Source organism: Demequina sediminis, from assembly GCF_030296675.1.
GTDB lineage: Bacteria > Actinomycetota > Actinomycetes > Actinomycetales > Demequinaceae > Demequina > Demequina sediminis.
Genome location: NZ_AP027736.1, coordinates 2,156,985 through 2,176,988, shown reverse-complemented (window position 1 = coordinate 2,176,988; position 20,004 = coordinate 2,156,985). Strand labels below are relative to the sequence as shown.

The window sequence follows — 20,004 nt, the reverse complement described above, 5'->3', positions numbered from 1 at the left end:
ACTACCCGTGACGACCGCCGAGTACCCCCGTCAGAGTTGAGCGTTTTTTCTTGTTGTTGCGCTCCTCTGGCGGGGGCTTTTCTATGCCCACAGTGCGGTGTGCAGAGTTATCCGTGCATCTCTACGTGCGGCTCCTAGCCCAAAAGGACACGGTCGAGGCGAGCCTGTTCTAGCCGATTCGCCCGAACCATGTCCTTTTCTGGACCCCCTCGCCGGGGTCGTGTCCTTCCTGCACTGACGCCAAAACGATGCGCGTACCGATAGTCCTAGTGACAAGGAACGGAGCAAACTATGGACAAGCAGGCGGCACTCGACGCGATTGAAGGCGTGCACTGGGCTAGTCCTGCCGCCTACGTTGAAGATTCCCTGTTCTCCGACGCTGACATCAGCCCTGAGATGCACGCTCTTGTGGACGTTCGTACGCTCACGAAAATGGTCGATACTGGCTGGGCTAGCAGTGACGGCTCTACGGCGCTCCTGCGGCTCTCTGAGGGCGTTCTGACGGCTCTCCTGCGCCGTGACCTCGCCTGGTTCACGCATCTGCACCTACGTGCCTCTATGGAACGCCTGCGAGCACGCGGCTACCTGGTTCCTGGCGATGCGGACAGTGGCGTGTGGAGGCTCACAGCGCTAGTCCTGGTTGAGGCTCAGATGGTCGAGTTGGAGGCGCGTGGACAGCACGACGGCGAGCGTCCCTTCGGCTACTTCCGGGCCGAGCGTGGGCACGAGATTATTGAGCGCATGACGACCAGGACCGCGCCCGTGCAGGTGCGCCCACGAGGCGATGTAGAGGCTTCGGGTGACACCAGGACGCTGGCGCGGACTGCGAAGGCAGGAGGCACGAGATTCGTGGACCTCGCTGGGGTCGTACGGAACCCGCTGAAGCCCCACCGGACACAGCAACGGACGGGGCTGGGATACGGCGTGAACCCGTACACGATGCGTGGAGCAGGCGTCGAGGTTCAGATGAAGCGGAGCAGTCGCTAAGCGTGACGCCAGTACTCACAGCCGCAGAGGCGGTCAGTGGGGTCAGGGATACGTAGCCCCTCACGGTCGATGACAGCGCCATCGGAGAGGTTCTTCGCGAGCAGTGCGTACAGGTCAGCGCCGAGGTTCTCTTCCAGGCTCTCGACGGGCGATGAGGTCACGAAGATGATGCGACGACTGGGGTCACCGTCATAGGACGTGAGCAGGTCCGTCAACGCTTCCCTGTGCGCTTCGGAGAGTCCCCCGTAGTAGTCGAAGAACGTGTTGACGTGGACCACGAGGATGTTTGCGGACGGCGGGGCGGTCACGAAGTCGTTCTGCACCAGGTTGCTGGGCTTCACCAGGTCCACGGTCCAGCGCTCTGACTGCATGCGTGTGTTGAGTTCCCCTGTGAGGGCGATAGCGCGGTGCAGGGCGGAGTTTCCGTCGTCAGTACGTACGAGTAGCCACGAGCCATCTACAGCGCGTTCAAGGGCTTGCTTCTCGAACGCGTCGAGGGCGTCCGGGTGACGGTAGCGGTGTGGCAGTGATGACAGCCAGGCTTCGGTGGTTTGTGTGTGCATCTTCATCACCATGCCTGTTCGAGTAGTTCTTCAGCGTCAACGGGCGGTTGAGCCTCTGAGGATTCTGTTTGGTCATCTTCAGGCGCGTTCACGGGCATGTCCTCAGGCGTGTCCGATTCCTCTGTGGACCCTACTGGGGCAGGTGCGAACGTCGGCGCTTCTTCGATGACAGCAGTAGGCGGTGCAACGTCGTCAACAGGTACGCCAGCCGGGTCACCTGGACCCCACACAGGAGCACCCGTGTCAGGCTCCGGGGATACGGAGTCGCCAACAGCCCAGTCAGGTGCAGGCACGGTGTTCTCAAGGGCGGGTGATTCAGCCGTCGCGGCGGGGAACTTACCTTCACCGGGTACGAACTGCGCGACCTCAAGGCGACCGAGTAGCGGGATACCGCCGTGCCCCTCACCGAAACGGTTCTTGGGCATGGACAGCGAGTAGGTGGCGAGTGTGTGGTCCGTCGCGTCATCTGACTCTTCACGGTGGAGGAAGAGGATGGTGGCGGCTTCCTGTTCGATAGCCCCGGATTCACGGAGGTCGGAGAGGCGCGGCTTGTTGCTTCCACCAGTCCCACGCTTCTCCACGTCACGGTTCAACTGAGCGAGGGCGATGACAGGTACCTCAAGGCGTTGAGCAAGGGTGCGTAGCCCGTTGGCGACGTTGCCGACCTGGACGTGGCGCGGAGCCTGAGCGTCATCCTTACCGGGACGCACGAGTTGCAAGTAGTCGAGCACGATGAGGTCCACACCCTCGGTTTGGTGCGCGGCGTACGCCTCACGAGTGATGTCCGCAAGCGTCATAGCGGAGTCGTCAAGGATGCGTAGGGGGCGTCAGCGATGGACTCGATAGCGGTGCGGACAACGGGTAGGTCGCGGTCAGGCACGTTGTTCCGGGCTATGAGTTTCGACGGGATTTGCGACTGCGCTGACACCAGGCGGACTTGGAGTTCCTTGCGCGTCATCTCTAGAGAGAAAAAGAGCACGCGTAGCCCCTGAGTGACAGCGGCTTCACGAGCGAAGTCACAAGCGAGCATCGACTTACCTACACCAGGGCGAGCGGCAAGGACATTGAGGCTCCGGTCCTTCCAGCCACCGTTGAGCGCTTCCGTGAGGGCGGGGATACCGGTCGAGATGCCTTCATCTGTGCGGGCGTGAGATTCCAGGTCGAGCATCATCTGCATGAGCGCTGAACGGTCATCACCTTCAGCGTTCTGACCTACAGCGAAACGGTTCTGCGCTTCCACGAGGCGGGACTGCGCGTTCGACAGTGCATCTTGCGCGAGGGTGGTGGAGGACACACCCGCGTCACGGATGAGTTCACGTCCCACCCCTTCGAGTGAGCGGCGGAGGCTGTTGTCACGGAGGATTTCCGCGAACACGTCAGCAGGCGCGTCGTATAGCGATGCCTCCTGCGGGTCGATGAGGAGGGCGAGGGCTTCAGTGCCCCCTGCGGCGTTCAAGAGGTTCTGAGCGCGTAGGTGTTGCGCGACGAGGGTGGGGGTGAGGGCTTTCCCGTTGTCAACGACTGCACACATGGCGGCGAAGGTCACCGCGTGACGAGGCTCAAGGAAGTCATCTTCAGTGATGAGGTCACGGACGGCGTTGAGGTCGTCGGGGCTGTTGAAGAGGTTCGCGAGGATGCCTGCTTCCACGTGAGCGTCAACGTCAAACGCTTCAGTACTGGATGAGGTGGCGGGACCACTGTCGTAGGCAGGGTCATACGGGGGCGCGTCGTGTTGTGCAGTAAAAGTCATGATGTTCTTCCTGTTCGTTGTAAATCAAAGTCGCTATTCCTTACTATCGGCATCTTTTCGGCGTCAGCGCGACTGCCCTGGATGAGTGGGTTATCGAGGCTGTCAAGGCAAGAGAAAAGCCCCCTCCCGAAAACGGCAGAAACGGGAGGGGGCGAGCACACCACATCTTCAAATGCGACTTTGACTCCGAACGGAAGCGATGCGGTTGCTACATACATGGTTATCGGCTCATTCCATCAACTACCGCAGGTGACGCGTCGAGGACGGCGTTGTACACGCCCTCACCGAGCGCCTGAACCATTGCGGACAGGGCGGCGGTCACACCGAGCACGAGAGTGATTTGGCGGCGTGAGGACGCGGCGACGAGCAGGTTCAGGGTTTCCCGTAGCGCTTCACCGTCGCGGTAGTCGAGGGATTCGACACCGGACAGGTCAACGATGACGACACCGCCCTTCTCTACGAGAGCCTTCTCCTCCTCTGCACGACGGAAGCCTGACTGTGCGAGTGACACGAGTTCACGTGTGGAGCGCATACGTACTTGCGAGGTGGTGCAGTGCAATCCCGCGATGAGGTCATATGCGGCGAGCAGGTTCATGGTGCGGAGTGAGCCAGCAGGGGCGGCAAACAGGAGCGTCGAGGTGGACTCGGTGAGTACACGTCGGACAGCGCCACGGACATCCTTCGCCTGCGAGTTTGAGAGCGCAGTAGTCGGGACGCCGACCTGGCGAACCCACGCGTCCGCTTCCTTCCGAGCGGCTACAAGGCGACGTTCGTGGATGACACGCGCGGACTCCCTGGCAAGGGCTTCGCGCTCGGGGTTGGATTCAGAGGCACGCTCACGGGCACGTTCGGCGCGAGCGGCTTTCTCCTGGGCGCGTTGCTCCTCAAGGCGGCGGGCTTCAGCGGTGGCACGGATTTGCTCGATTCGTACATCGAGGGCTGGGTGGATGGTTGTCATGACTCTCTCTCCTTAGTTGCTTTGGACGACGAGCGCGGCGAGGCGCGGGTCAACGGTGTCGGGGGCGGACGGTGTGGACGGGGTGACAGCGGCAGGCGCTGAAGAGTGTGAGCGGTTGGCGTTCTTGAAGCCCCAGTGAAGGAGCCATTCGGCGGCACCTTCGCGGTACGAGTCAGCGGAAGTAGTGGAGGCTTTGCGCCCCTGGTTGAGGGCGGCGGCGAGGTTCACGCCCTGGACCTTGAGCGCATGGACGCGCTTGTTCACCTTGTCGATGCCCTCCGTGCCCTTCGGCTCCACGAGAGCGTCACGCTCTACGCCTGTGAGCACGGCACGGAGGTCAGCGTCGATGAGTAACTCCTTGATGCGGCTGACAGTCCAGGATGCGATTTCATGGTTGCGGGGAACGGCGGTGCCAGCGGGTGTACCAGCGGCGGCAATAGCGGCGGCGAGGTGTTCGCGTAGTTCAGCCTGAGGAACTGCGACAGCCTGTGTGACAGTGTTGATGGTGCGAACCGCGTCAGCGCTAAGGGCGTCAACGACGGCGTGCTTGCCAGCCCCTTCGAACGCTTCACGGACACCCGCAGGGACAGCCTGAACAGCAGGCTCCTGGGTCGGTTCTGGGGCGGCTTCGGCTACAGGCTCGGGAGCGGCTTCGACAGGCGCTTCTTCCTCTTCGTCAGCATCTTCAGTGACAGCAGGGGCGGCGTCGAGCGTGTCGAGTTCGATGACTTCGCTGTACGACTTGATGCGTTCCCCGGCTTCACGGAGGTAGTCCTCTTCCTCCTCGCAGAGGCGCTTGGCGCAGTCGAGGAACCACTCAGCGTTGAGGTACCGGACTTCTTCGCGGCGTTGCCCTCTAGCGAGGCGTTCCTTGCGTTCGAGGATGACGCCCGCACTGACGAGCGCCTTGAGTAATGTTCGGGCTTGACGCTCGCTCACGCCGATAAGGGTGCCGAGCATGTTCTGTGTGAAGTGCATGGCGGGCGAGGCATCACGCTTCGTAGGCGCGAAGGCGAGGACAGCGCGGAGTGCTCCACGTTGATGTGAGGGCAGGTCGCTGGCGGCGATTGCCAGGTTGAGATTTGTGGATGAGATGCCGCGAATGGTGCGCATGTCGAGATTCCTTCCGAAAGTAGTCATGCTTTTACTATCGGCAGGATGGAGGAAGTGGACTTCCGGGTAGGCGGAAGCACATTTCCGGTTACTGTGAAGTACAGTTCCGGTACGTACCGGAACTGTACTTCCTGTACGTACCGGAAGCACACTTCCGGTTCTCGCGCGGGCGCGTTCCTTCTTCTTTCAAAGCATTAAACAAAACAACAAACAAACAACAGGATTAACCTCCAACGCCAGCGTGCGCGAGCGGATGCGCGATGTTAGATGAAGGTGACTTATTGAAAGAGTGGGATACCTCTCTTCAGTCAAAAGCAAAGAACTACAAAGGTTCCCCATCTACGGCTTTACCGCATACCGGTATTAACCTCCCCCGGTTCCGCCCCGGCGAGGGACATAAAAGTGTCACCACCCGCCTTTAACAGCGCCACACCCGTCACCGCACCCCGGCGAAACGGGCGCATATGCCACTCAAACGCGCAGGAACACCCCTAGAACGCCCGAGAATGGTCGGAGCGTCCACTTACACCACCCGGCAATTTCTAGGCGCTTAAATGGCGTTTTTTGAATATGCGGCTGGGCATGGCGACCGAGCCTCAGGTGGCGACTGAACGGCACGGAGATTTCTGCCGATAGATGTTAGTGACGCCAACCGCTCCTCTTAGGCGGTCAACGTCGGGCTAACATGGTTAGAAGTTCCTTTAGGTATCACGTCGGCACGAAGCCCCCGGTGACTCGGTTACACCGGGGGCTTCGTGCTGTCCGGGGAGGTTTCGAACCCTTCCATAAAGGACATCACTCTGGCGAGGTAGCCATCGCCCTATCGCGGACGAACTACGCGCCTCCTCCGTTCGATTGAAGCCATTCCGATGCGCCAACAGTGAAACGTCCGATATTCCTTCGTGAACCCGCGCGCAAGCGCATGACAACGAAGGAACATTATGAACACATCTATCGCAAGAAAGGCTCTCGCCATCATCGGTGGCGTCGCGCTCACCGGGCTTGTTTGCTCTCAAGCCGTTGGCTACAGCGTTGACTTGGACGACGCCGCCATCGCATCCATCTCTGAACCCGCTCCCACTCCGACGTGGAGCGTCGGTGAAGCCCACTCCGTTGAAGCGGACGCTCCTGTGGACGTTCCCGCTCACTCGGGACTCATCCCTGCAAGCAGTTCGCCCGCTGATATTCCCGCCGACAGCATCGAAATAGTCCCCGTCACGGAGGACGAGGGCGGAGTCCCCGGTGAAACCCGCGCCATCTACAACTCTGTCACCAACGCTCACGGCTCCGAGGGCGGCAACCTTGACGCCTCCTCGACCGCACAGGACGAACCTGTTGACACCATCTGGCAGTCATCGAAGGACTGGTCCTCGGACGGCAACGCTCACATCAGCGTGGACGACTCTGGCGGCGACATTGTGAACCTTAACGTTAAGGATAGCGGCACCATCAACGGCACAGGCGAAGGACTGCCTTCAGCGGGTGGTCCAAGTGCTGATATCCCCAACATCGAAATCGGGCAAACCGACTCATTCAACGGGGATGAAGCGGATGACGTGCGCGTGGTCATCGAACTCGACAGTGGTGTGACCATCACGATTGACGCTCCTGCTGGCTCCGTTTCAGTAGGCGGTGAGAACTGATGAATACGAAACTAATTCTCCCTGCGACAGGGGCGCTCGCCGCTGTGGTGGCGCTGACAATCGTCGGCACTCTCGCCCTCTCTGGCTCACCTGCCACGGCTACCGACGCCGAACTGGACCTGTCCACGGACACCCCTGAGGGCACCATCGTCAACGCTGAAGCGCTCCTTGTTGAGGCTGAAGAGGCTCTTGAGGAGTTCGCCGCCGCTAACGAACTCGAACTCGCTCCTGCCCCGGCGCAAAGCCTCGCCTTCTACGTACGCGATAGCGAGAACTACGTGACGGACTCGCTCGCGGTCGGTCCCGTTCTCTACCCCGTATCCACGGCTGGAATCTACCTCTCGCTCGATATCGAGTTCACGGACGGCGCTGACGGCGTGACAGCAAGCATCGCCTCCGAGGCTTCCTTCGAGCGTGCGGATTTCACTGGTGCGGGCACCATGTTCCGCCCTGACGGCGTGCAACCGTCACCAGTGAGCGTGTTCGACGCGAAGGGCTTCGACTCCAACGACCTACCTGTTCGCATGTGGAACACCAGCACAGTCGCGCCAATTGGTTCCGAGGTCGAGATTGGCGAGAGTGAACCGCTCCCCGGCTTCGAAGGACCGACGAGTACCGAAGGCGTACGCCTTGCTGACGGTGAACTCCACACGAGCACCGTGAACAACGCCGAGATTGTGCGCAGTGTCATCGACCCGCTCACGGGCACCGAGTACTTCAATTCTGAAGAGGACACGGTTTGGGTACTCCTAGAGATGGAACCCGGCTACTACACAGCCGACCACAGGGCGCTCGGGCTTTGGTATCAAGTGGGCACCTGGGTGAATACCAGCCTCTACGGATGGAACATCCGCGTCACCGAGGACCAGCAGTTCATCCGCGTTCCTGTGGACGCCGAGGGCAACGTTCAGCAACTCGAAATGACGCTGTTCACCGACTCACAGGAGTGGGTCGAGCACGCCTCGCAGAACACTGGCGTATGCGTCGCCCCTGAGTTCCTCGGCTACGGCGTACCCGAAGGCGAACGTGAGTCCTCTGTCGCTATCAACCCCACTGAAGCCGGTGCCCAGATGCGCGCCGCTGAAGAAGAAGCCATCGAGGCGGACATCGAATGAGCGCCATCAACAACACAACATGGAACAGGAGCAACATCATGAACAAGAAACACCTAAAACAACTGGGGGCGGTAGCCCTCGCGTCCACCCTCACCCTGTCACTGTCCGCGTGTAGCGGCGGCGTGGAGGCGTCATCTTTAGGTTATGACACCCCTGAGGCGGCGGCTGAAGCGTCAGTCAAAGCCATCCAGGACGGCGATTGGGACACACTCTGTGGACTCTCAGATATTGAGTCAGCAACGGAAGTCGCTACGTATTGGATAGATGACACGGATACCTGCGCAGGCAACGTCGAGAGCGTCATCTGGTCAGAGTTCTATACCCCGCCCGCCGTGTTCCGTGCAGTACAGGAACAGGGTGCAGAATTCTACTGGGGCACCGCGACCGTCGAAGAGGAGAGCGCTACCGAAGCGAAGGTCGTGGTCCCGTACACCGGTACTGAAGGCGATGACACGCTGAATATCTACCTAGTCAACACACCCGGCATCGGGTGGCAGAGCGAGAGTTCCCTCTAACCGCCGTGAAGGGCACGACCACAGCCGAACATCCATCACCACAGCGAAGAACCCCGTCGAGGTCATAGGACTACGACGGGGTTTCTCGCTGTGCGGGCACGGCTTCGGACCCTCACAAGAACCAGGGGTGATACAGAGATGTCGGCGCTCACAGATACCCTCTTCACCATGCTGACCGACGTGAACAACGCCCACATTTTTACCGGTGACGCCCTCGACGGGTACGCCGAGTTCCCTACTCCGAACTGCATCGTGAGCGACGGCGCGTACGGCGTAGGAGGCTTCCCTGGCGACCCCCGTACCCCGGAGGCGCTCGGTGAGTGGTACGAGCCTCACATCGCTGAGTGGTCGAAGCGTTCGACGCTCGCCACGACGCTGTGGTTCTGGAACACCGAGGTGGGTTGGGCGAACGTTCACCCGGTCCTGGTGAAGCACGGCTGGAAGCACGAGTTCACCGGTATCTGGAACAAGGGCATCGGTCACATCGCGGGCAACGTGAACGGCAAAACTATCCGACGCATGCCGGTCGTCACTGAGGTGTGCGCGTTCTACACGCGTGAGCCGCGCCTCCCTCTCACCCCTGGTGGTGACGACATCGTGCACATGAAGGAGTGGCTCCTCAAGGAGTGGAAGCGGACAGGAATGCCCGCACGCCTCGCGAACGCCGCGTGTGGCGTGAAGGACGCCGCAACGCGCAAGTACTTCGACCAGGGCTGGCTTTGGTACTACCCGCCTGTCGAGGTCATGGAGAAGTTGGTGGCGTACGCCAACGAGCACGGCGACCCCGCTGGACGCCCGTACTACTCGCTGGATGGCAAGGCTCCCCTCACGGCTGACGAGTGGCGCTCACTGCGTTCTGTGTGGAACCACGAGCACGGAGTCACGAACGTGTGGGACCGTCCCGCACTCCGCTCGAAGGAGCGCTACAAGGGTTCAATGGTGCGCTCTGCACCCCGTACGCACACCCCGAGCGCTACCTCTGCCTCGCACCTCAACCAGAAGCCTCTGGACCTCATGCGCCGCATTATCAAGGCGTCAACGAGCGAGGGCGACGTGGTGTGGGAGCCGTTCGGTGGGCTTGCCACCGCGTCCGTAGCGGCGCGTGAGTTGGGACGACTGCCCTACGCCGCCGAGTCCAACCCTCACTTCGCTGAACTCGCCGCTGACCGCCTTGCTGAGGCTGTGAGCGAGCCGCTGTTCGCCTAGAGGGAGTTGTAAACGGCTTCGAGGATACGTGCGGCGTTGTCGGACTTGGGTCCGGTGCTGTTGAGGTCACGGATAATCTGCGTCCACGCCTGCACAGTGCGCCCTGCGTGCTGACTCGCGAGCATCTGAGCCTTGAACTTTTCGATAGCCGCGTTGTCGATACGGTCGATTTTCGCGAAGTTCGTGTCGAGGCGGTACGGGAATCGAGCCATCAGGTCCGTCGCCAGAGCCTGTGCCTCGGGGCTGTGAGGCGGCGCTGAAGCACCCGGCTGACCGATGACGTACGCGGCGGCTTCATCCGCCTTGTCCTGAAGCCTGTAGCCGTTGACGTTCGACTGTTGGAGGTTCCGCGTCCGCAAGGTCGTGTCACCCGGCTCGACGGTGAGGTAGGTGGGCGGGTTCCAGTAGTGGTTATCACGCGCGCTAGCGACATCTACGCCTGGCGTCGTGAGGACGCCGAGAATCTTGGGCGTTCCGTACACGAGGTGGCTCATGGACCACGCGATGACGAGCAGGTTGACGTTGCGCGGTGCCAGCAGGTTCACGGACTCACGGAAGCGTCCGGTGAGTTCAGTGGAGTGGACATACCAAGCCTTGACCTCGAAGCCCGCTTCAGTGCTGACGCCGTACTCATCGAGCAGAATCGCGTCCGGGAAACCTGGGTCCTGGCGCTCCCAGGTGAAGCCGTGCCCCGCTTCGTCATCGAGTTCCTTGATGATGCGCGCTTCGAGCAGGTTGCCAATCATGGGTGACAACTTGGACACTATCTGCCCGAGGAACGGAGCCTCTTCCGCGTCGAGGCTGTTGACCTGGATGGCGTCAATCGACTCGCCCACAAGCCCTTGGAGCACCTGGGATGCCCGTTGAAGTTCTTGCGCTACGAGGTTCGGGTCCGCCGCTGGTGTACTCACGGCAATCATCGAACCAGTGGCTCCGGTGTCAGCCGGGGACATAATCCGGCGTGGCGACGGGTTCGAGCGAACCACGAAAGGGACGCGAAACTGTTCCCTACCAGGCGACGACTCCCGCACTGCGCGCTCCACTCGCCGCCACTGTGCCTCACTCAGCGGCTCGTCACGCGCTCCGTCCTCAACGAAGCGCCCCACAAGGACCACGCCGCCGCGAATCTCCTCGCCAAACATCTCGCTGGCGAGGTCGTTGATGTCGGGGAGGTCGTCACGGAACGTGAAGATGTCGTCGCAGTAGCCGTGGAGCCGGTCATCACTCTCAGGGTCATCCGAGTAGAGCCGTCCGAGGAACCCACCGAGCGAGTCCTGCATCTCCCGCCGGGTCGTGGAGTCGGACAGGTACTCAATCGCGCCGTCAGCGGTGATGAAGGCGAAGGGCATGACTCACACGCTAGTGACCGATGCTCACAGGGAGCCAAAAGGACACGGTTCTGGCGAATCGCTTCCAACCGGCTCGCCACAACCGTGTCCTTTTTCTCGAACCCCTCTCGCCGGGTTCATGTCCCGAGAAATCGGACGTTCACAGCAATAACCCACCTGTAAGTGCCTTATTGGATGCAATGTCAGTGGTCGCTGGCACTATCGCATTTAACCCTCAGTAAGAGGGGATTATGAGCATCTATGAGCCGTGACCGGCTTGGGGGTTGACGTGGAAGCAGAACTACTCGAAATCGCGACGACTGACGCGGACAGCGCCGTGGTCACCTTCGAAACCCTCACTACCGCCGAAGAGGAGCGCGTTGCCGGAGTCACGGCTGACGGCTATGCGACCAACACCATCGCCGCCTACGAATCAAGGCTCCGCACATACCTCTCCTGGCTGAACTCGACAGGTCGCTCCGAGAGCGCAACATTCGAGCCGCGCGTCATCGCGGCATACCTCTCCTACCTATGGAGGGAGGCTCCCCCGCGCGTGGAAGGCGGTAGTCCAGGTCGCTCCGTGGCGACCATCGAGCAAACCCACGCCGCAATCCTCCGCGTCGCACGCTCCCGCAATGAAGATGTCACCGCTATCCGCAACTCGACTGTCATCCAGGACGTGATGCGCGGTATCCGCAGGAGCGCCAACCTCACTACTCGCCCGAAGCAGGCTCACGCATGGAGCGAGCACGAACTGCGACGCATCATCCAGCACCTCAACGCCACCCCTGGCAACACGGCTGTCCGCGACAAGGCGCTGTTCCTGTTGGGTGTCGGCACAGGCTTGCGCGGCGCTGAAATCACGGCTCTTACCTGGTCGGATATTGCTGAGGACGCTCAGAACCGAGGGGTCGCCTTGACTGTTCGGGCGAGCAAAACCAGCACTCTCCCCGTACAGATTCCCGTGGGGCGACTGTCACAGATGCACTCTCACAAGTGCCCGGTCCAGGCGCTTGCTGACTGGCGTGAGGTGCAGATGAAGGCGCTCGACCTCACTGAGGAGCAGATGGGAAACACGAACATCTTCACGCGTGTGCGCAGGGGTGGGCACGTGAAGGCGGAGCCGATTAGTGGTCCCGCTGTCAGCAACATCCTGCGGCGCATCTGCGAAGAGTCCGGCGTCCCATCTGAGGGCGTCAGTTCTCACAGCATGCGGGCGTCGATGGCTACCCGCTCTCTAGCAAACGGCACTGACCTCGGGGCAATCCTGGCGACCGGGCGTTGGAGCAACCCCCAAATCCTCCTCGGAACGTACGACCGTCGAGATGTGTTTGAACGAGGCTCGACTACTGATTTTCTAGGAGGCGTTTGACTGCACTCGTAACCTAGGCGCACGCGGTCCCGCGCCAATCGTGTGACCGCCAGCCCCTCGCCCCAGAGATTCGTAAGGTTGCAAGGCGAGGGGTGACCTCACTCCTGACCCCCAGAGGGACACAAAACAGCAGGCGATGGAGCCGCCCCCTCGACGTCAAGGGGGACACAGTTGTGCACTCGCGTGTTGCGAAAAGAATGCGAACAATTACAACACCCCTGGTATAAGCCCCGCCACAATCTTGAGGGCGTTTGGGAAAATGGATACCAAGCCGTCCGTTGCTGTGTCCGATTCCAGTTCTTCCACCCCGTTAGAGCCGTACTACGACCGCCAACCGGTCGCCTCTAACGACAAGGAGAAGAACATCATGTGTTACCCGAAACCCGGACCCCGCTGTGAGGGTCATCTCAAGCAGAAGGTCGCTACCGCAGAGCGTCGAGCAGAAGCCGCGCAAGCCCGTTTAGCCCTCCTAGAAAGCCTCAAGGAAGCCACCAAACAAGAGCGCCGTGAAGCCCTGGGTCCGAAGTATCGTCCCGCGAAGTTCGACCGTGACCTCGCTAGCGCCCAAGCCGAGCACGACCGCTGGCAAGGGCGGGTGGACGCGTTCGCGAAGGAAGCCGAAGAAGAGCGCCAGATGCGTGCAACGTGGGGTGAATCCCCGCGTCAGATGAACCGTGAACGCTACCTCAAGCAGGTCCAGGCGCAGAAGGCTAAGGAAGCCGCACGTGAGGCGTCACAAGCCCGCAAAGCCGCCGAGCAGGAGCGCGTGAAGGAGGAGCGAAAGGCTAACCCACCCACGAAGTACGCCAACGCCAAACCCAACACCTACGGCGGCAGATGTCCCGAATGCGAGCAGTACGTCGAGCCGGGTGCAGGCATCTTGGTTACCCGTCAAGGGAAGAAGCGCTCCATGCACCGCCCCGGCGAGTGCCCCACCGCAGAGCAGGTCGAGCAGAAGAAGCAGGAAGCCGCCGCATACGCCGCGAAGCCCCACCCGAATAAGTACGCGGGCAAGTGTGGACGCTGTGAAGGCTGGGTGCGCGAACAGGAAGGGCTGACGTTCAAGCGTGACGGCAACTGGTATCTCGTACACGGCGCTGACACATCGGCTTGTGAGGACGCGAGTGAAGCCGCGAACATCTATCAGAAGCCTTGCTCACAGTGCGGAGGCGTCGTCGGACCTCGTGCCGGACGGTCCCGCAAGGTTGCAGGCAAGTGGGTCACATTTCACTCTGACGGCGACTGCATGAGCGAGGAAGAGGTGACGGCAGAGCGTGAACGCATCGCGAAGGAGAAAGCCGCTCAGGAAGAGGAACGCCGCAAGAACTGGACCCCGAAACCCAACCAGTACGCAGGGCGTTGCGTCGGGTGCGGTGGGCGTGTGCCCGCAGGTTTAGGCTTCCTCATTCAAACCGAGGATGGCTACGGCGCGGTCCACAAGTTCGACTCGTGCATGACCGACGCGGACGCAATGACCGGCTGGGCGCAGTACGCCTAACCCACAGCGAAGAACCCCGGCAAGCAATCGCCTGCCGGGGTTCTTTCGTGCTCACAGCCCTGTCATCGGACGCGCTCACGGACGTACTCGCCTACCTCTCGCGCTCGACCCAATCGCCGCCCTCAATCTTCGGCATGAGGTCCAATCGAGCATCGGGGTCCGTGACCGCATAGAGCCAACCCCAGCGCAACATCCCGCCATCACGCGGGTCAGAAAAACGGACCGCCACCCTGTCGTAGTGATTCCATCGCTTCCCGACAACGAAGCCTTCGAGCCTATCGAGGTGTTCCCGCAAGCGCCTGCGAGCAGAGTCGGAAGCAGGAGGTTGCACAATCTCGACGGTGACGGTTCCCGCGCCCTCAGCGACGTAGGGGAATGCGCCGTGTGGAGGCATGTACATATCGAAGCCCTTGAGGTGCGTAGTGCCCACGTAGCGCCCCTGCCCGCGCTCGATAGCCCAACTGTTCCCCTGCCCCTCACGAAGAGTGCCGTACACGAGATATGGGAGCGCTAGTTCCCCATACGCGGACACCACCGGGGTCGCCGCGTCGCGTTCCGGCTGGCGGGTCCGGGCATGCATCTGACTGGTGGAAGCAGGTACGGGCGTGTGTGCGCTGTGGGCGGAGGTCGTCGTCATGGCTGAAGGTTCCCTGCGCCCTCTGACACCAGCGCCGCGAACTTAGTGCATTTCGCGTTGTTTGCATTTCTCTGCGACCACGCCCGCGCGCCTCAGCAACCCGTTTACCTGCGGTTTTACCTATCGCGGACGAGCCGCGGGTGCGCTCAATCCTTACTGGGGCTTTCAGCCGATATTTACAAGCACAACGGCGAAAGCCCTAACTCTAAGGAAGAACATCATGACCAACACAACGAACACCGAAGCCCGGTTCTACGACCTCAACGACACCGACGCACTCGCCGCAGTCCTCCAGGGAATCCGCCGCAACGTCAAGCGCTCCGTCACCCCTGCTGACATCCGCTCCGCAGTCCTCCACGCCGAGCAGGTGTGCATCGACCAGGACATCTACAAGAACGCTCGTGAAGCGCGTGGCGTGCACATCATCGTGAACCCCGAACGCAACCGTCAGCCCAAGGCTCGCTCCTACAACGGCATCGCTCTCGCGGTGAACGTCATCCTCCGCTGGGACACGAAGAAGAATGCCTGGTACATCGACCTCGATGCATCAGGTCGCGAAGCCGCTCTCTATGACACCCGTGCGAACGCCTGGGACCACCAGGTTGTCATCCCTGACGGTGACATCGACGTGGAACGCGTGCTCGCTCAAGCGGGCATCTCCCTTGGCGACCGTCGCATCACTGTAGGGGCGTGATGGGGATGGACACCGAACTAGAACTTGAAGCCCTCGCAGGGCTGTCCATTGCCGACACAGAACCCCTCACCCGTGAGGAGGTCGCCGCTCGTATCGACGCCGCTCATGCACGCGCTTGGGAAGCCGAGGAGAGGCTCTCTGACGCTCGCAGGCTGGTCGAGATTGCCGAAGGGTGGGAGGAAGTCCGACGCTCCGATTTGGACGCCGTAGAGGACGAAATTGACGCCCTTGAGGAACTCCTTGCGAACACTCCGCAGTAGCCCCGTCAACCACTCACCGGGTTAGCCCTCACGCCGCAAAGCGTGGGGGCTTTCTCGTATGCAGGCACTGCCTTCGCGCATCGGAATGGCGTCAGGTGCCAATTATGCAGATAAGAGAGGTAGGACCATTTTCGGCTCCCACACACATGACACCTGAAAGGAATTATTCACATGCTTACACAAGTCCAACAACGCCTACGGGCACGACAGGAGGGCGAGAAGGGCTTCACGCTTATCGAACTCCTCGTGGTCATCATCATCCTCGGCATCCTCGCCGCCATCGCCATCCCACTGTTCATGAACCAGCAGAAAAGCGCTATGCGCTCCACTCTTGAGAGCGACGTACGGAACTCAGTGGCGACCGTACTCGACGCCACGAAGGGTCGCCCCTCCTTCGAGAACGCACCGACGACCTTCACCCCCGGTATCGGGTCACAGGTCATAGCCGGGGACCACCCCGAAGTTGCAGGCGCGTTCATGATTTACGGTTTCAGCGTCGATGCTGGCGACTACGCCTATTGTTACGACTCCTCGAAGGGCAAGGCTGACGAGTCCTACTGCCCCGAAAGCGGCACTCCCGCAGAGGAAGCCGCCGAAGCGGACGCCGAGAACGGCAACGAAGCCTGCTTCAGCGCTGACGGCACCGATTCGGCGTACCTCGCTGGGTTCGACGGTGGTTTTTGGTACGCGGATTGGGATGACTTCTACGCCGACCGCGCTGGCTACTGGGACAGCACATGGGGCGGTGGCTGTGTTGGCGAATGGCAACGCGGTTACAACGACCAAATCTCGGGCAATGAGTACTCACCCTTTGGCGAGTAACACTTGAGGCGCATCCACTCTGCCGCCCCCAAGCCGTAACCCCCTCCGCACCCCTATCAGCGGAGGGGGTTACTTTCTGCCTTCACGTGGCTCGCAGTGTTGACCGGGCATCTCCTTGCATCGGCTCCTAGTCCAGATGGACACGGTTCAGGCGAGCAGGTTCGAAGCCCCTCGCCCGGTTCGTGTCCCGCTTTCGCGCCGCCGCCCGCCCCTCACCTGAAGCCGAAGTGATGCGCCTTCGTGGAAATAGCGGATAGAGGGAGTAACGACTTGAAAGGAACCCTCATGCTTACCCCCACTCACACCCCACGCACCCGCTCCGAATCCGGCTTCACCATGATGGAAGTGCTGACAGCCATCCTCATCGTTGGCTTGCTCGCGAGCATCGCCATCCCCACGTATCTGAGCCAGAAAGAGGTCGTTGCGAGTCAACGCCTCCAAACCGTCATGACCAGCGTCAGCATCGCCGTCGAGCGTGACGGAAAACTCAACACGGGTATCTACCCGAGCGCGCTCCCCTCCGATGTGCCCATCCCGACGAGCATCCAAGTGCAGTACGTGACGACTGGTAGCGAGTGGTGCGCGGAGGCGTTCGACATCGACACGAAGGACAAGGACATATTCCACATCTCCGGTGACGGCGCTGACGTGTCCGACCTCACCGAGGGCGGCTGTCCCGAAGCGAACCTCCCTTTGGACTCTCCGGTACTAGAAGCGGACCTCAATGAAATGAACGCCGCTCTCCTCCGTTGGAGCGCCGTCGAGGGTGCCGACTACTACGAAGTTCTCAATGTGACGACGGGCATGGTGACCACCACTGAAAGCAACGTGACCGCATGGACCTCCGAAGTGCTCGATGACCACCCCACCCAGTTCCGTGTCACAGCCGTCGCACAGGGACGCCCTGCCGGTGTCAGCAACGTCATCGAGGTTCGTCCCGTCCCGCCGCAGGTAGTCGCCCCTGAAATCACCGTCACTTCGTCAGCAGGATTCATAGGCGCGAGCACGGTGGATTTCACATGGACGCCAGTACAGAACGCTGAGGTCGTCCGCTACGAGGTACAGAACAGCCAGGGCGGCATGGTGTACCGCACCTACGCCCCACATGAAGAGTTCTCTTTCGGGGCATGGTTCGAGCGCGATACGTATTTGGTAGTCGTCGCCTATGACGTGGCGGGCGAGGAAGTGGCTCGCTCGACAGCACTCTACGTGCATGTGAACGAGGGCTAAGCCCCTCCTCTGTCATCACCCCCTGAAGCCTCTGCCATCACGGCGGGGGCTTCAGGGTTTTCCGGGGCATCTCCACGCGCCAAGAAGGACACGGTTCGGGCGAGCGCATTTACGGCTATCGCGGACGAGCCACGAGGCTTCCCCGCCGAAATAGCCGATAGATACATATGAATAGGGCGACTGTGCCCGCATCTATAACAACGAAAAGGAACAACAACCATGACACACAAGCAAATTGAGAACCCGCTAGATTTCACTGGCGTCACAGCCGCTGAACTCCGTGCCCGCATGGAAGATTACGAATGGTTCAGGGCGAATCACACCGAACCCGGCACCCTTGAACACGAGGGTGCGGCTGTCGTCCTCGACATCACGCTCGCCGCTCTCCGTACCGCCGAACACAACCCCTCGCTGACCCTTGAGGACGTGCTCGGTGAACGCACCGACCACATCGGGCTGGACCTCCCGAAGGGCTTCACTGCTGACACCGCCACCATCGACGCTCTCGTGACCGCGTAAGGGGGTGGGCTATGTGTTACAAGAAACCAGGTCCACGATGCTCCCCTCACGCGTACGCGAACCTCGAAACGAAGCGGCTCAAGTTGCGCATGTGGAGGGCACGTACATCCGCCCCAGTCGCTGACACCGCCGCCGCTGAGGTACGAATGGCTGAGGCTGAAGCACGCCGCGAGAACGCGACCACCGCTGAGGCTCGCCACCACGCGTGGTACGAGGCTGAGATTGCTAGGGCTGAGGCTGGACTCAGAAGTCGTACGACGTGGCGCAAGAGGGACTCTCAGAGGCTCGCCGCCGCTATCGAGGAGCAACGTGCCGCCATGCAGGGATGGATTGAAACCCCTGAGGGCTTGACCGCTCTAGGGAAGCGTTACGAAGGCGTGCAGGACGGGCTACGCCAGTTCCAGTTCGCTACGGAGCGGAGGAACGCGAAACTCCGTGCCGCCAATGTTGACCGCCGCTTTGAGTACATGGTCAGTCAGGAGGGCGTGGACACTCTCCGCTTCCGCCTCCGTGACACTGACAATCCGCTCACACCTTCACAGCGCGCATACATAGAGGGGCGCATCGTTCGCCTTGAATCGCCGCCTGCTGACGGTGGAAGCAACGGGTTCAAAGAGGTCCGTGAGTGGGATGAGCGCTACACGTACCGTAAGGAGTTGGAGGGCAAGAAGGCTCCCGAACTCCATGCCCTCGCCGTGTCCACGCTCAAGGGTGAAACGGACGCCTCGGAGCACTTGCTCACATGCATCGCGGAAAAGCGCACGACGAACAGCGCAACCCTCCGCATGATTTCTCGTGGAAGCAAGAACCTCCGCGTACGTGACAAGGCTCTCGCCCGCCTCGTGGAGAGGGATATGCAGGTGAAGAACATCCCTGACCGTAACCGCCCTGCGCCGCTCGGTTCGGACGTGGAGCAGGTCGAGCCGGTCGTCAGTGATGAGGACTACATGACGGCTGTGGAAGCGGCATCCAAGAGAGTTCTCATGGCTAAGCGTTACCGCGATGTGGATGACCTCTCTGCACGCGTCCAGATGGCTCTACAGCGGGAACGCACCGCCGTTGCACGTGGCTCTGTCACTGAGGAGGAGGCAGTTCTTGCGCAACCATCACGGGCGTAACCACTCCACCTACTGAACCCCCTGTCGGCTTGCTGGCAGGGGGTTCATCTATGTCCGGGCATGCGTGTTCGCAGAGGTCGCAGTGAAGGACACAGTTCGGGCGAGCGCATCTCTACCTATCGCGGACGAGTCACGTGAGTTGAGTCATCGTTTCGGCGTCCGATTATCGGATAGCCGTTAGTAAGCACGTGAGGTCACATCACCCTCACCAAACAACAAGGAGAACATCATGGAAGCCACTATTTACAAGGCACTCGCCTTCGTCATCGTCGCCATCCTCGCCGTCAGCGTGGTCATGCACATCACATCCGAAACGGACCGCGTGCTCGACAACGCGGGCACCCAATTTGAGAACACCCTCAACAGGGCGATGAGCGACATCCTTGCCGACCAGCCGTAAAAGCCCGAACCCCGTCCATCCACCCCTACAAACCCGCCGAGCCGGTGGGGAGCGTGAGCCACAGAGCCGCTCCTCATCGGCTCGCTTCAATTCCTGCCGATATAGATAGCGTGAGTGATTGATGTTCACGTCGTTTCGTTGTTACACGTAGCCCGCCCCGTCGAGAGATGAGGCGGGTTTCGTGTTTCTGCGGACAGCGCGGCGGTCACTTTGCTCCCACGTCGCTCCCGCGAGCCACGCACTGCTCACGCTGATGTCAGTGGCTGGTGAGAGCCT

General features: G+C 61.0%; 19 protein-coding genes and 1 pseudogene. 14 read left to right on the top strand and 6 right to left on the bottom strand.

All coding sequences use genetic code 11. From position 1 onward, the window contains the following. The first annotated feature begins 291 nt into the window (after positions 1 to 291). Complete coding sequence (locus tag QUE44_RS11090; protein WP_286214586.1) at positions 292 to 987, top strand: hypothetical protein; 696 nt, start codon at positions 292 to 294, stop codon at positions 985 to 987. Here QUE44_RS11090 and QUE44_RS11085 read toward each other — a convergent pair. From QUE44_RS11085 to QUE44_RS11070, 4 genes and pseudogenes are all read right to left on the bottom strand, one after another. Then, entirely contained in the window at positions 984 to 1,562 is a 579-nt protein-coding gene (locus QUE44_RS11085; protein WP_286214584.1) for a hypothetical protein, read from the bottom strand. The genes QUE44_RS11090 and QUE44_RS11085 overlap by 4 nt on opposite strands. Then, positions 1,556 to 3,300 (bottom strand): annotated as a pseudogene (locus QUE44_RS11080) (replicative DNA helicase). Before QUE44_RS11080 ends, QUE44_RS11085 begins: the two are co-directional and overlap by 7 nt. A 220-nt stretch (positions 3,301 to 3,520) precedes the next feature. Then, the gene (locus tag QUE44_RS11075) at positions 3,521 to 4,258 is read right to left on the bottom strand and encodes a hypothetical protein (protein ID WP_286214583.1); all 738 of its coding nucleotides are present in this window, start codon (positions 4,256 to 4,258) and stop codon (positions 3,521 to 3,523) included. Between the two features lie 12 nt (positions 4,259 to 4,270). Next, positions 4,271 to 5,371: a hypothetical protein gene (locus QUE44_RS11070; RefSeq protein WP_286214582.1), complete on the bottom strand. Its 1,101-nt coding sequence runs from the start codon at positions 5,369 to 5,371 to the stop codon at positions 4,271 to 4,273. A gap of 941 nt (positions 5,372 to 6,312) precedes the next feature. On the opposite strand from QUE44_RS11070, the gene QUE44_RS11065 reads away from it, so the two are divergent. The 4 genes from QUE44_RS11065 to QUE44_RS11050 all read left to right on the top strand — a co-directional run bounded on the left by QUE44_RS11065 (position 6,313) and on the right by QUE44_RS11050 (position 9,850). Continuing rightward, positions 6,313 to 7,014 (top strand): hypothetical protein, encoded by a 702-nt coding sequence (locus QUE44_RS11065; RefSeq protein WP_286214581.1) that lies wholly within the window; start codon positions 6,313 to 6,315, stop codon positions 7,012 to 7,014. Further along, entirely contained in the window at positions 7,014 to 8,129 is a 1,116-nt protein-coding gene (locus QUE44_RS11060) for a hypothetical protein (protein ID WP_286214580.1), read from the top strand. Before QUE44_RS11065 ends, QUE44_RS11060 begins: the two co-directional genes overlap by 1 nt. Next, positions 8,126 to 8,644 carry a hypothetical protein gene (locus tag QUE44_RS11055; RefSeq protein WP_286214579.1) on the top strand — a complete coding sequence of 173 codons (519 nt, stop codon included), beginning with the start codon at positions 8,126 to 8,128 and terminating at the stop codon, positions 8,642 to 8,644. Before QUE44_RS11060 ends, QUE44_RS11055 begins: the two co-directional genes overlap by 4 nt. A 168-nt stretch (positions 8,645 to 8,812) precedes the next feature. Then, on the top strand, positions 8,813 to 9,850 hold the full coding sequence (locus QUE44_RS11050) for a DNA methyltransferase (protein ID WP_286214577.1): 1,038 nt from the start codon (positions 8,813 to 8,815) through the stop codon (positions 9,848 to 9,850). Here the strand turns inward: QUE44_RS11050 and QUE44_RS11045 are convergent. Continuing rightward, positions 9,847 to 11,199 carry a hypothetical protein gene (locus QUE44_RS11045; RefSeq protein ID WP_286214575.1) on the bottom strand — a complete coding sequence of 451 codons (1,353 nt, stop codon included), beginning with the start codon at positions 11,197 to 11,199 and terminating at the stop codon, positions 9,847 to 9,849. The genes QUE44_RS11050 and QUE44_RS11045 overlap by 4 nt on opposite strands. Before the next feature lie 247 nt (positions 11,200 to 11,446). On the opposite strand from QUE44_RS11045, the gene QUE44_RS11040 reads away from it, so the two are divergent. Next, on the top strand, positions 11,447 to 12,550 hold the full coding sequence (locus tag QUE44_RS11040) for a tyrosine-type recombinase/integrase (RefSeq protein ID WP_286214573.1): 1,104 nt from the start codon (positions 11,447 to 11,449) through the stop codon (positions 12,548 to 12,550). 259 nt (positions 12,551 to 12,809) lie between these two features. Further along, on the top strand, positions 12,810 to 14,048 hold the full coding sequence (locus tag QUE44_RS11035; protein ID WP_286214572.1) for a hypothetical protein: 1,239 nt from the start codon (positions 12,810 to 12,812) through the stop codon (positions 14,046 to 14,048). Between the two features lie 91 nt (positions 14,049 to 14,139). Here QUE44_RS11035 and QUE44_RS11030 read toward each other — a convergent pair whose 3' ends face one another. After that, complete coding sequence (locus QUE44_RS11030; protein ID WP_286214570.1) at positions 14,140 to 14,685, bottom strand: gamma-glutamylcyclotransferase family protein; 546 nt, start codon at positions 14,683 to 14,685, stop codon at positions 14,140 to 14,142. A gap of 220 nt (positions 14,686 to 14,905) precedes the next feature. Between QUE44_RS11030 and QUE44_RS11025 the strand changes: the two genes are divergently transcribed. The 7 genes from QUE44_RS11025 (at position 14,906) to QUE44_RS10995 (ending at position 19,728) form a co-directional block, all read left to right on the top strand. After that, positions 14,906 to 15,379 carry a hypothetical protein gene (locus QUE44_RS11025; RefSeq protein ID WP_286214569.1) on the top strand — a complete coding sequence of 158 codons (474 nt, stop codon included), beginning with the start codon at positions 14,906 to 14,908 and terminating at the stop codon, positions 15,377 to 15,379. Then, entirely contained in the window at positions 15,379 to 15,639 is a 261-nt protein-coding gene (locus tag QUE44_RS11020; RefSeq protein WP_286214568.1) for a hypothetical protein, read from the top strand. Before QUE44_RS11025 ends, QUE44_RS11020 begins: the two co-directional genes overlap by 1 nt. A 246-nt stretch (positions 15,640 to 15,885) precedes the next feature. Then, the gene (locus QUE44_RS11015; RefSeq protein ID WP_286214567.1) at positions 15,886 to 16,461 is read left to right on the top strand and encodes a hypothetical protein; all 576 of its coding nucleotides are present in this window, start codon (positions 15,886 to 15,888) and stop codon (positions 16,459 to 16,461) included. A gap of 285 nt (positions 16,462 to 16,746) precedes the next feature. Next, a complete protein-coding gene (locus QUE44_RS11010) occupies positions 16,747 to 17,691 on the top strand; it encodes a type II secretion system protein (RefSeq protein ID WP_286214566.1) in 945 nt (314 codons plus the stop codon). A gap of 219 nt (positions 17,692 to 17,910) precedes the next feature. Beyond that, positions 17,911 to 18,210, top strand: a complete 300-nt coding sequence (locus QUE44_RS11005; RefSeq protein ID WP_286214565.1) for a hypothetical protein — start codon at positions 17,911 to 17,913, stop codon at positions 18,208 to 18,210. 146 nt (positions 18,211 to 18,356) lie between these two features. Beyond that, complete coding sequence (locus QUE44_RS11000; protein WP_286214564.1) at positions 18,357 to 19,328, top strand: hypothetical protein; 972 nt, start codon at positions 18,357 to 18,359, stop codon at positions 19,326 to 19,328. Between the two features lie 229 nt (positions 19,329 to 19,557). Beyond that, on the top strand, positions 19,558 to 19,728 hold the full coding sequence (locus QUE44_RS10995) for a hypothetical protein (RefSeq protein ID WP_286214563.1): 171 nt from the start codon (positions 19,558 to 19,560) through the stop codon (positions 19,726 to 19,728). Positions 19,729 to 20,004 lie beyond the last annotated feature (276 nt).

Coding starts and splice junctions, on each gene's coding strand:
- QUE44_RS11055 (WP_286214579.1), top strand. CDS start 8,126: ATGAGCGCCATCAACAACACAACATGGAACAGGAGCAACATCATGAAC.
- QUE44_RS11065 (WP_286214581.1), top strand. CDS start 6,313: ATGAACACATCTATCGCAAGAAAGGCTCTCGCCATCATCGGTGGCGTC.
- QUE44_RS11085 (WP_286214584.1), bottom strand. CDS start 1,562: ATGGTGATGAAGATGCACACACAAACCACCGAAGCCTGGCTGTCATCA.
- QUE44_RS11060 (WP_286214580.1), top strand. CDS start 7,014: ATGAATACGAAACTAATTCTCCCTGCGACAGGGGCGCTCGCCGCTGTG.
- QUE44_RS11000 (WP_286214564.1), top strand. CDS start 18,357: ATGGCTGAGGCTGAAGCACGCCGCGAGAACGCGACCACCGCTGAGGCT.
- QUE44_RS11020 (WP_286214568.1), top strand. CDS start 15,379: ATGGGGATGGACACCGAACTAGAACTTGAAGCCCTCGCAGGGCTGTCC.
- QUE44_RS11090 (WP_286214586.1), top strand. CDS start 292: ATGGACAAGCAGGCGGCACTCGACGCGATTGAAGGCGTGCACTGGGCT.
- QUE44_RS11030 (WP_286214570.1), bottom strand. CDS start 14,685: ATGACGACGACCTCCGCCCACAGCGCACACACGCCCGTACCTGCTTCC.
- QUE44_RS11045 (WP_286214575.1), bottom strand. CDS start 11,199: ATGCCCTTCGCCTTCATCACCGCTGACGGCGCGATTGAGTACCTGTCC.
- QUE44_RS11035 (WP_286214572.1), top strand. CDS start 12,810: ATGGATACCAAGCCGTCCGTTGCTGTGTCCGATTCCAGTTCTTCCACC.
- QUE44_RS11005 (WP_286214565.1), top strand. CDS start 17,911: ATGACACACAAGCAAATTGAGAACCCGCTAGATTTCACTGGCGTCACA.
- QUE44_RS11025 (WP_286214569.1), top strand. CDS start 14,906: ATGACCAACACAACGAACACCGAAGCCCGGTTCTACGACCTCAACGAC.
- QUE44_RS11070 (WP_286214582.1), bottom strand. CDS start 5,371: ATGCGCACCATTCGCGGCATCTCATCCACAAATCTCAACCTGGCAATC.
- QUE44_RS11050 (WP_286214577.1), top strand. CDS start 8,813: ATGCTGACCGACGTGAACAACGCCCACATTTTTACCGGTGACGCCCTC.
- QUE44_RS11010 (WP_286214566.1), top strand. CDS start 16,747: ATGCTTACCCCCACTCACACCCCACGCACCCGCTCCGAATCCGGCTTC.
- QUE44_RS11075 (WP_286214583.1), bottom strand. CDS start 4,258: ATGACAACCATCCACCCAGCCCTCGATGTACGAATCGAGCAAATCCGT.
- QUE44_RS10995 (WP_286214563.1), top strand. CDS start 19,558: ATGGAAGCCACTATTTACAAGGCACTCGCCTTCGTCATCGTCGCCATC.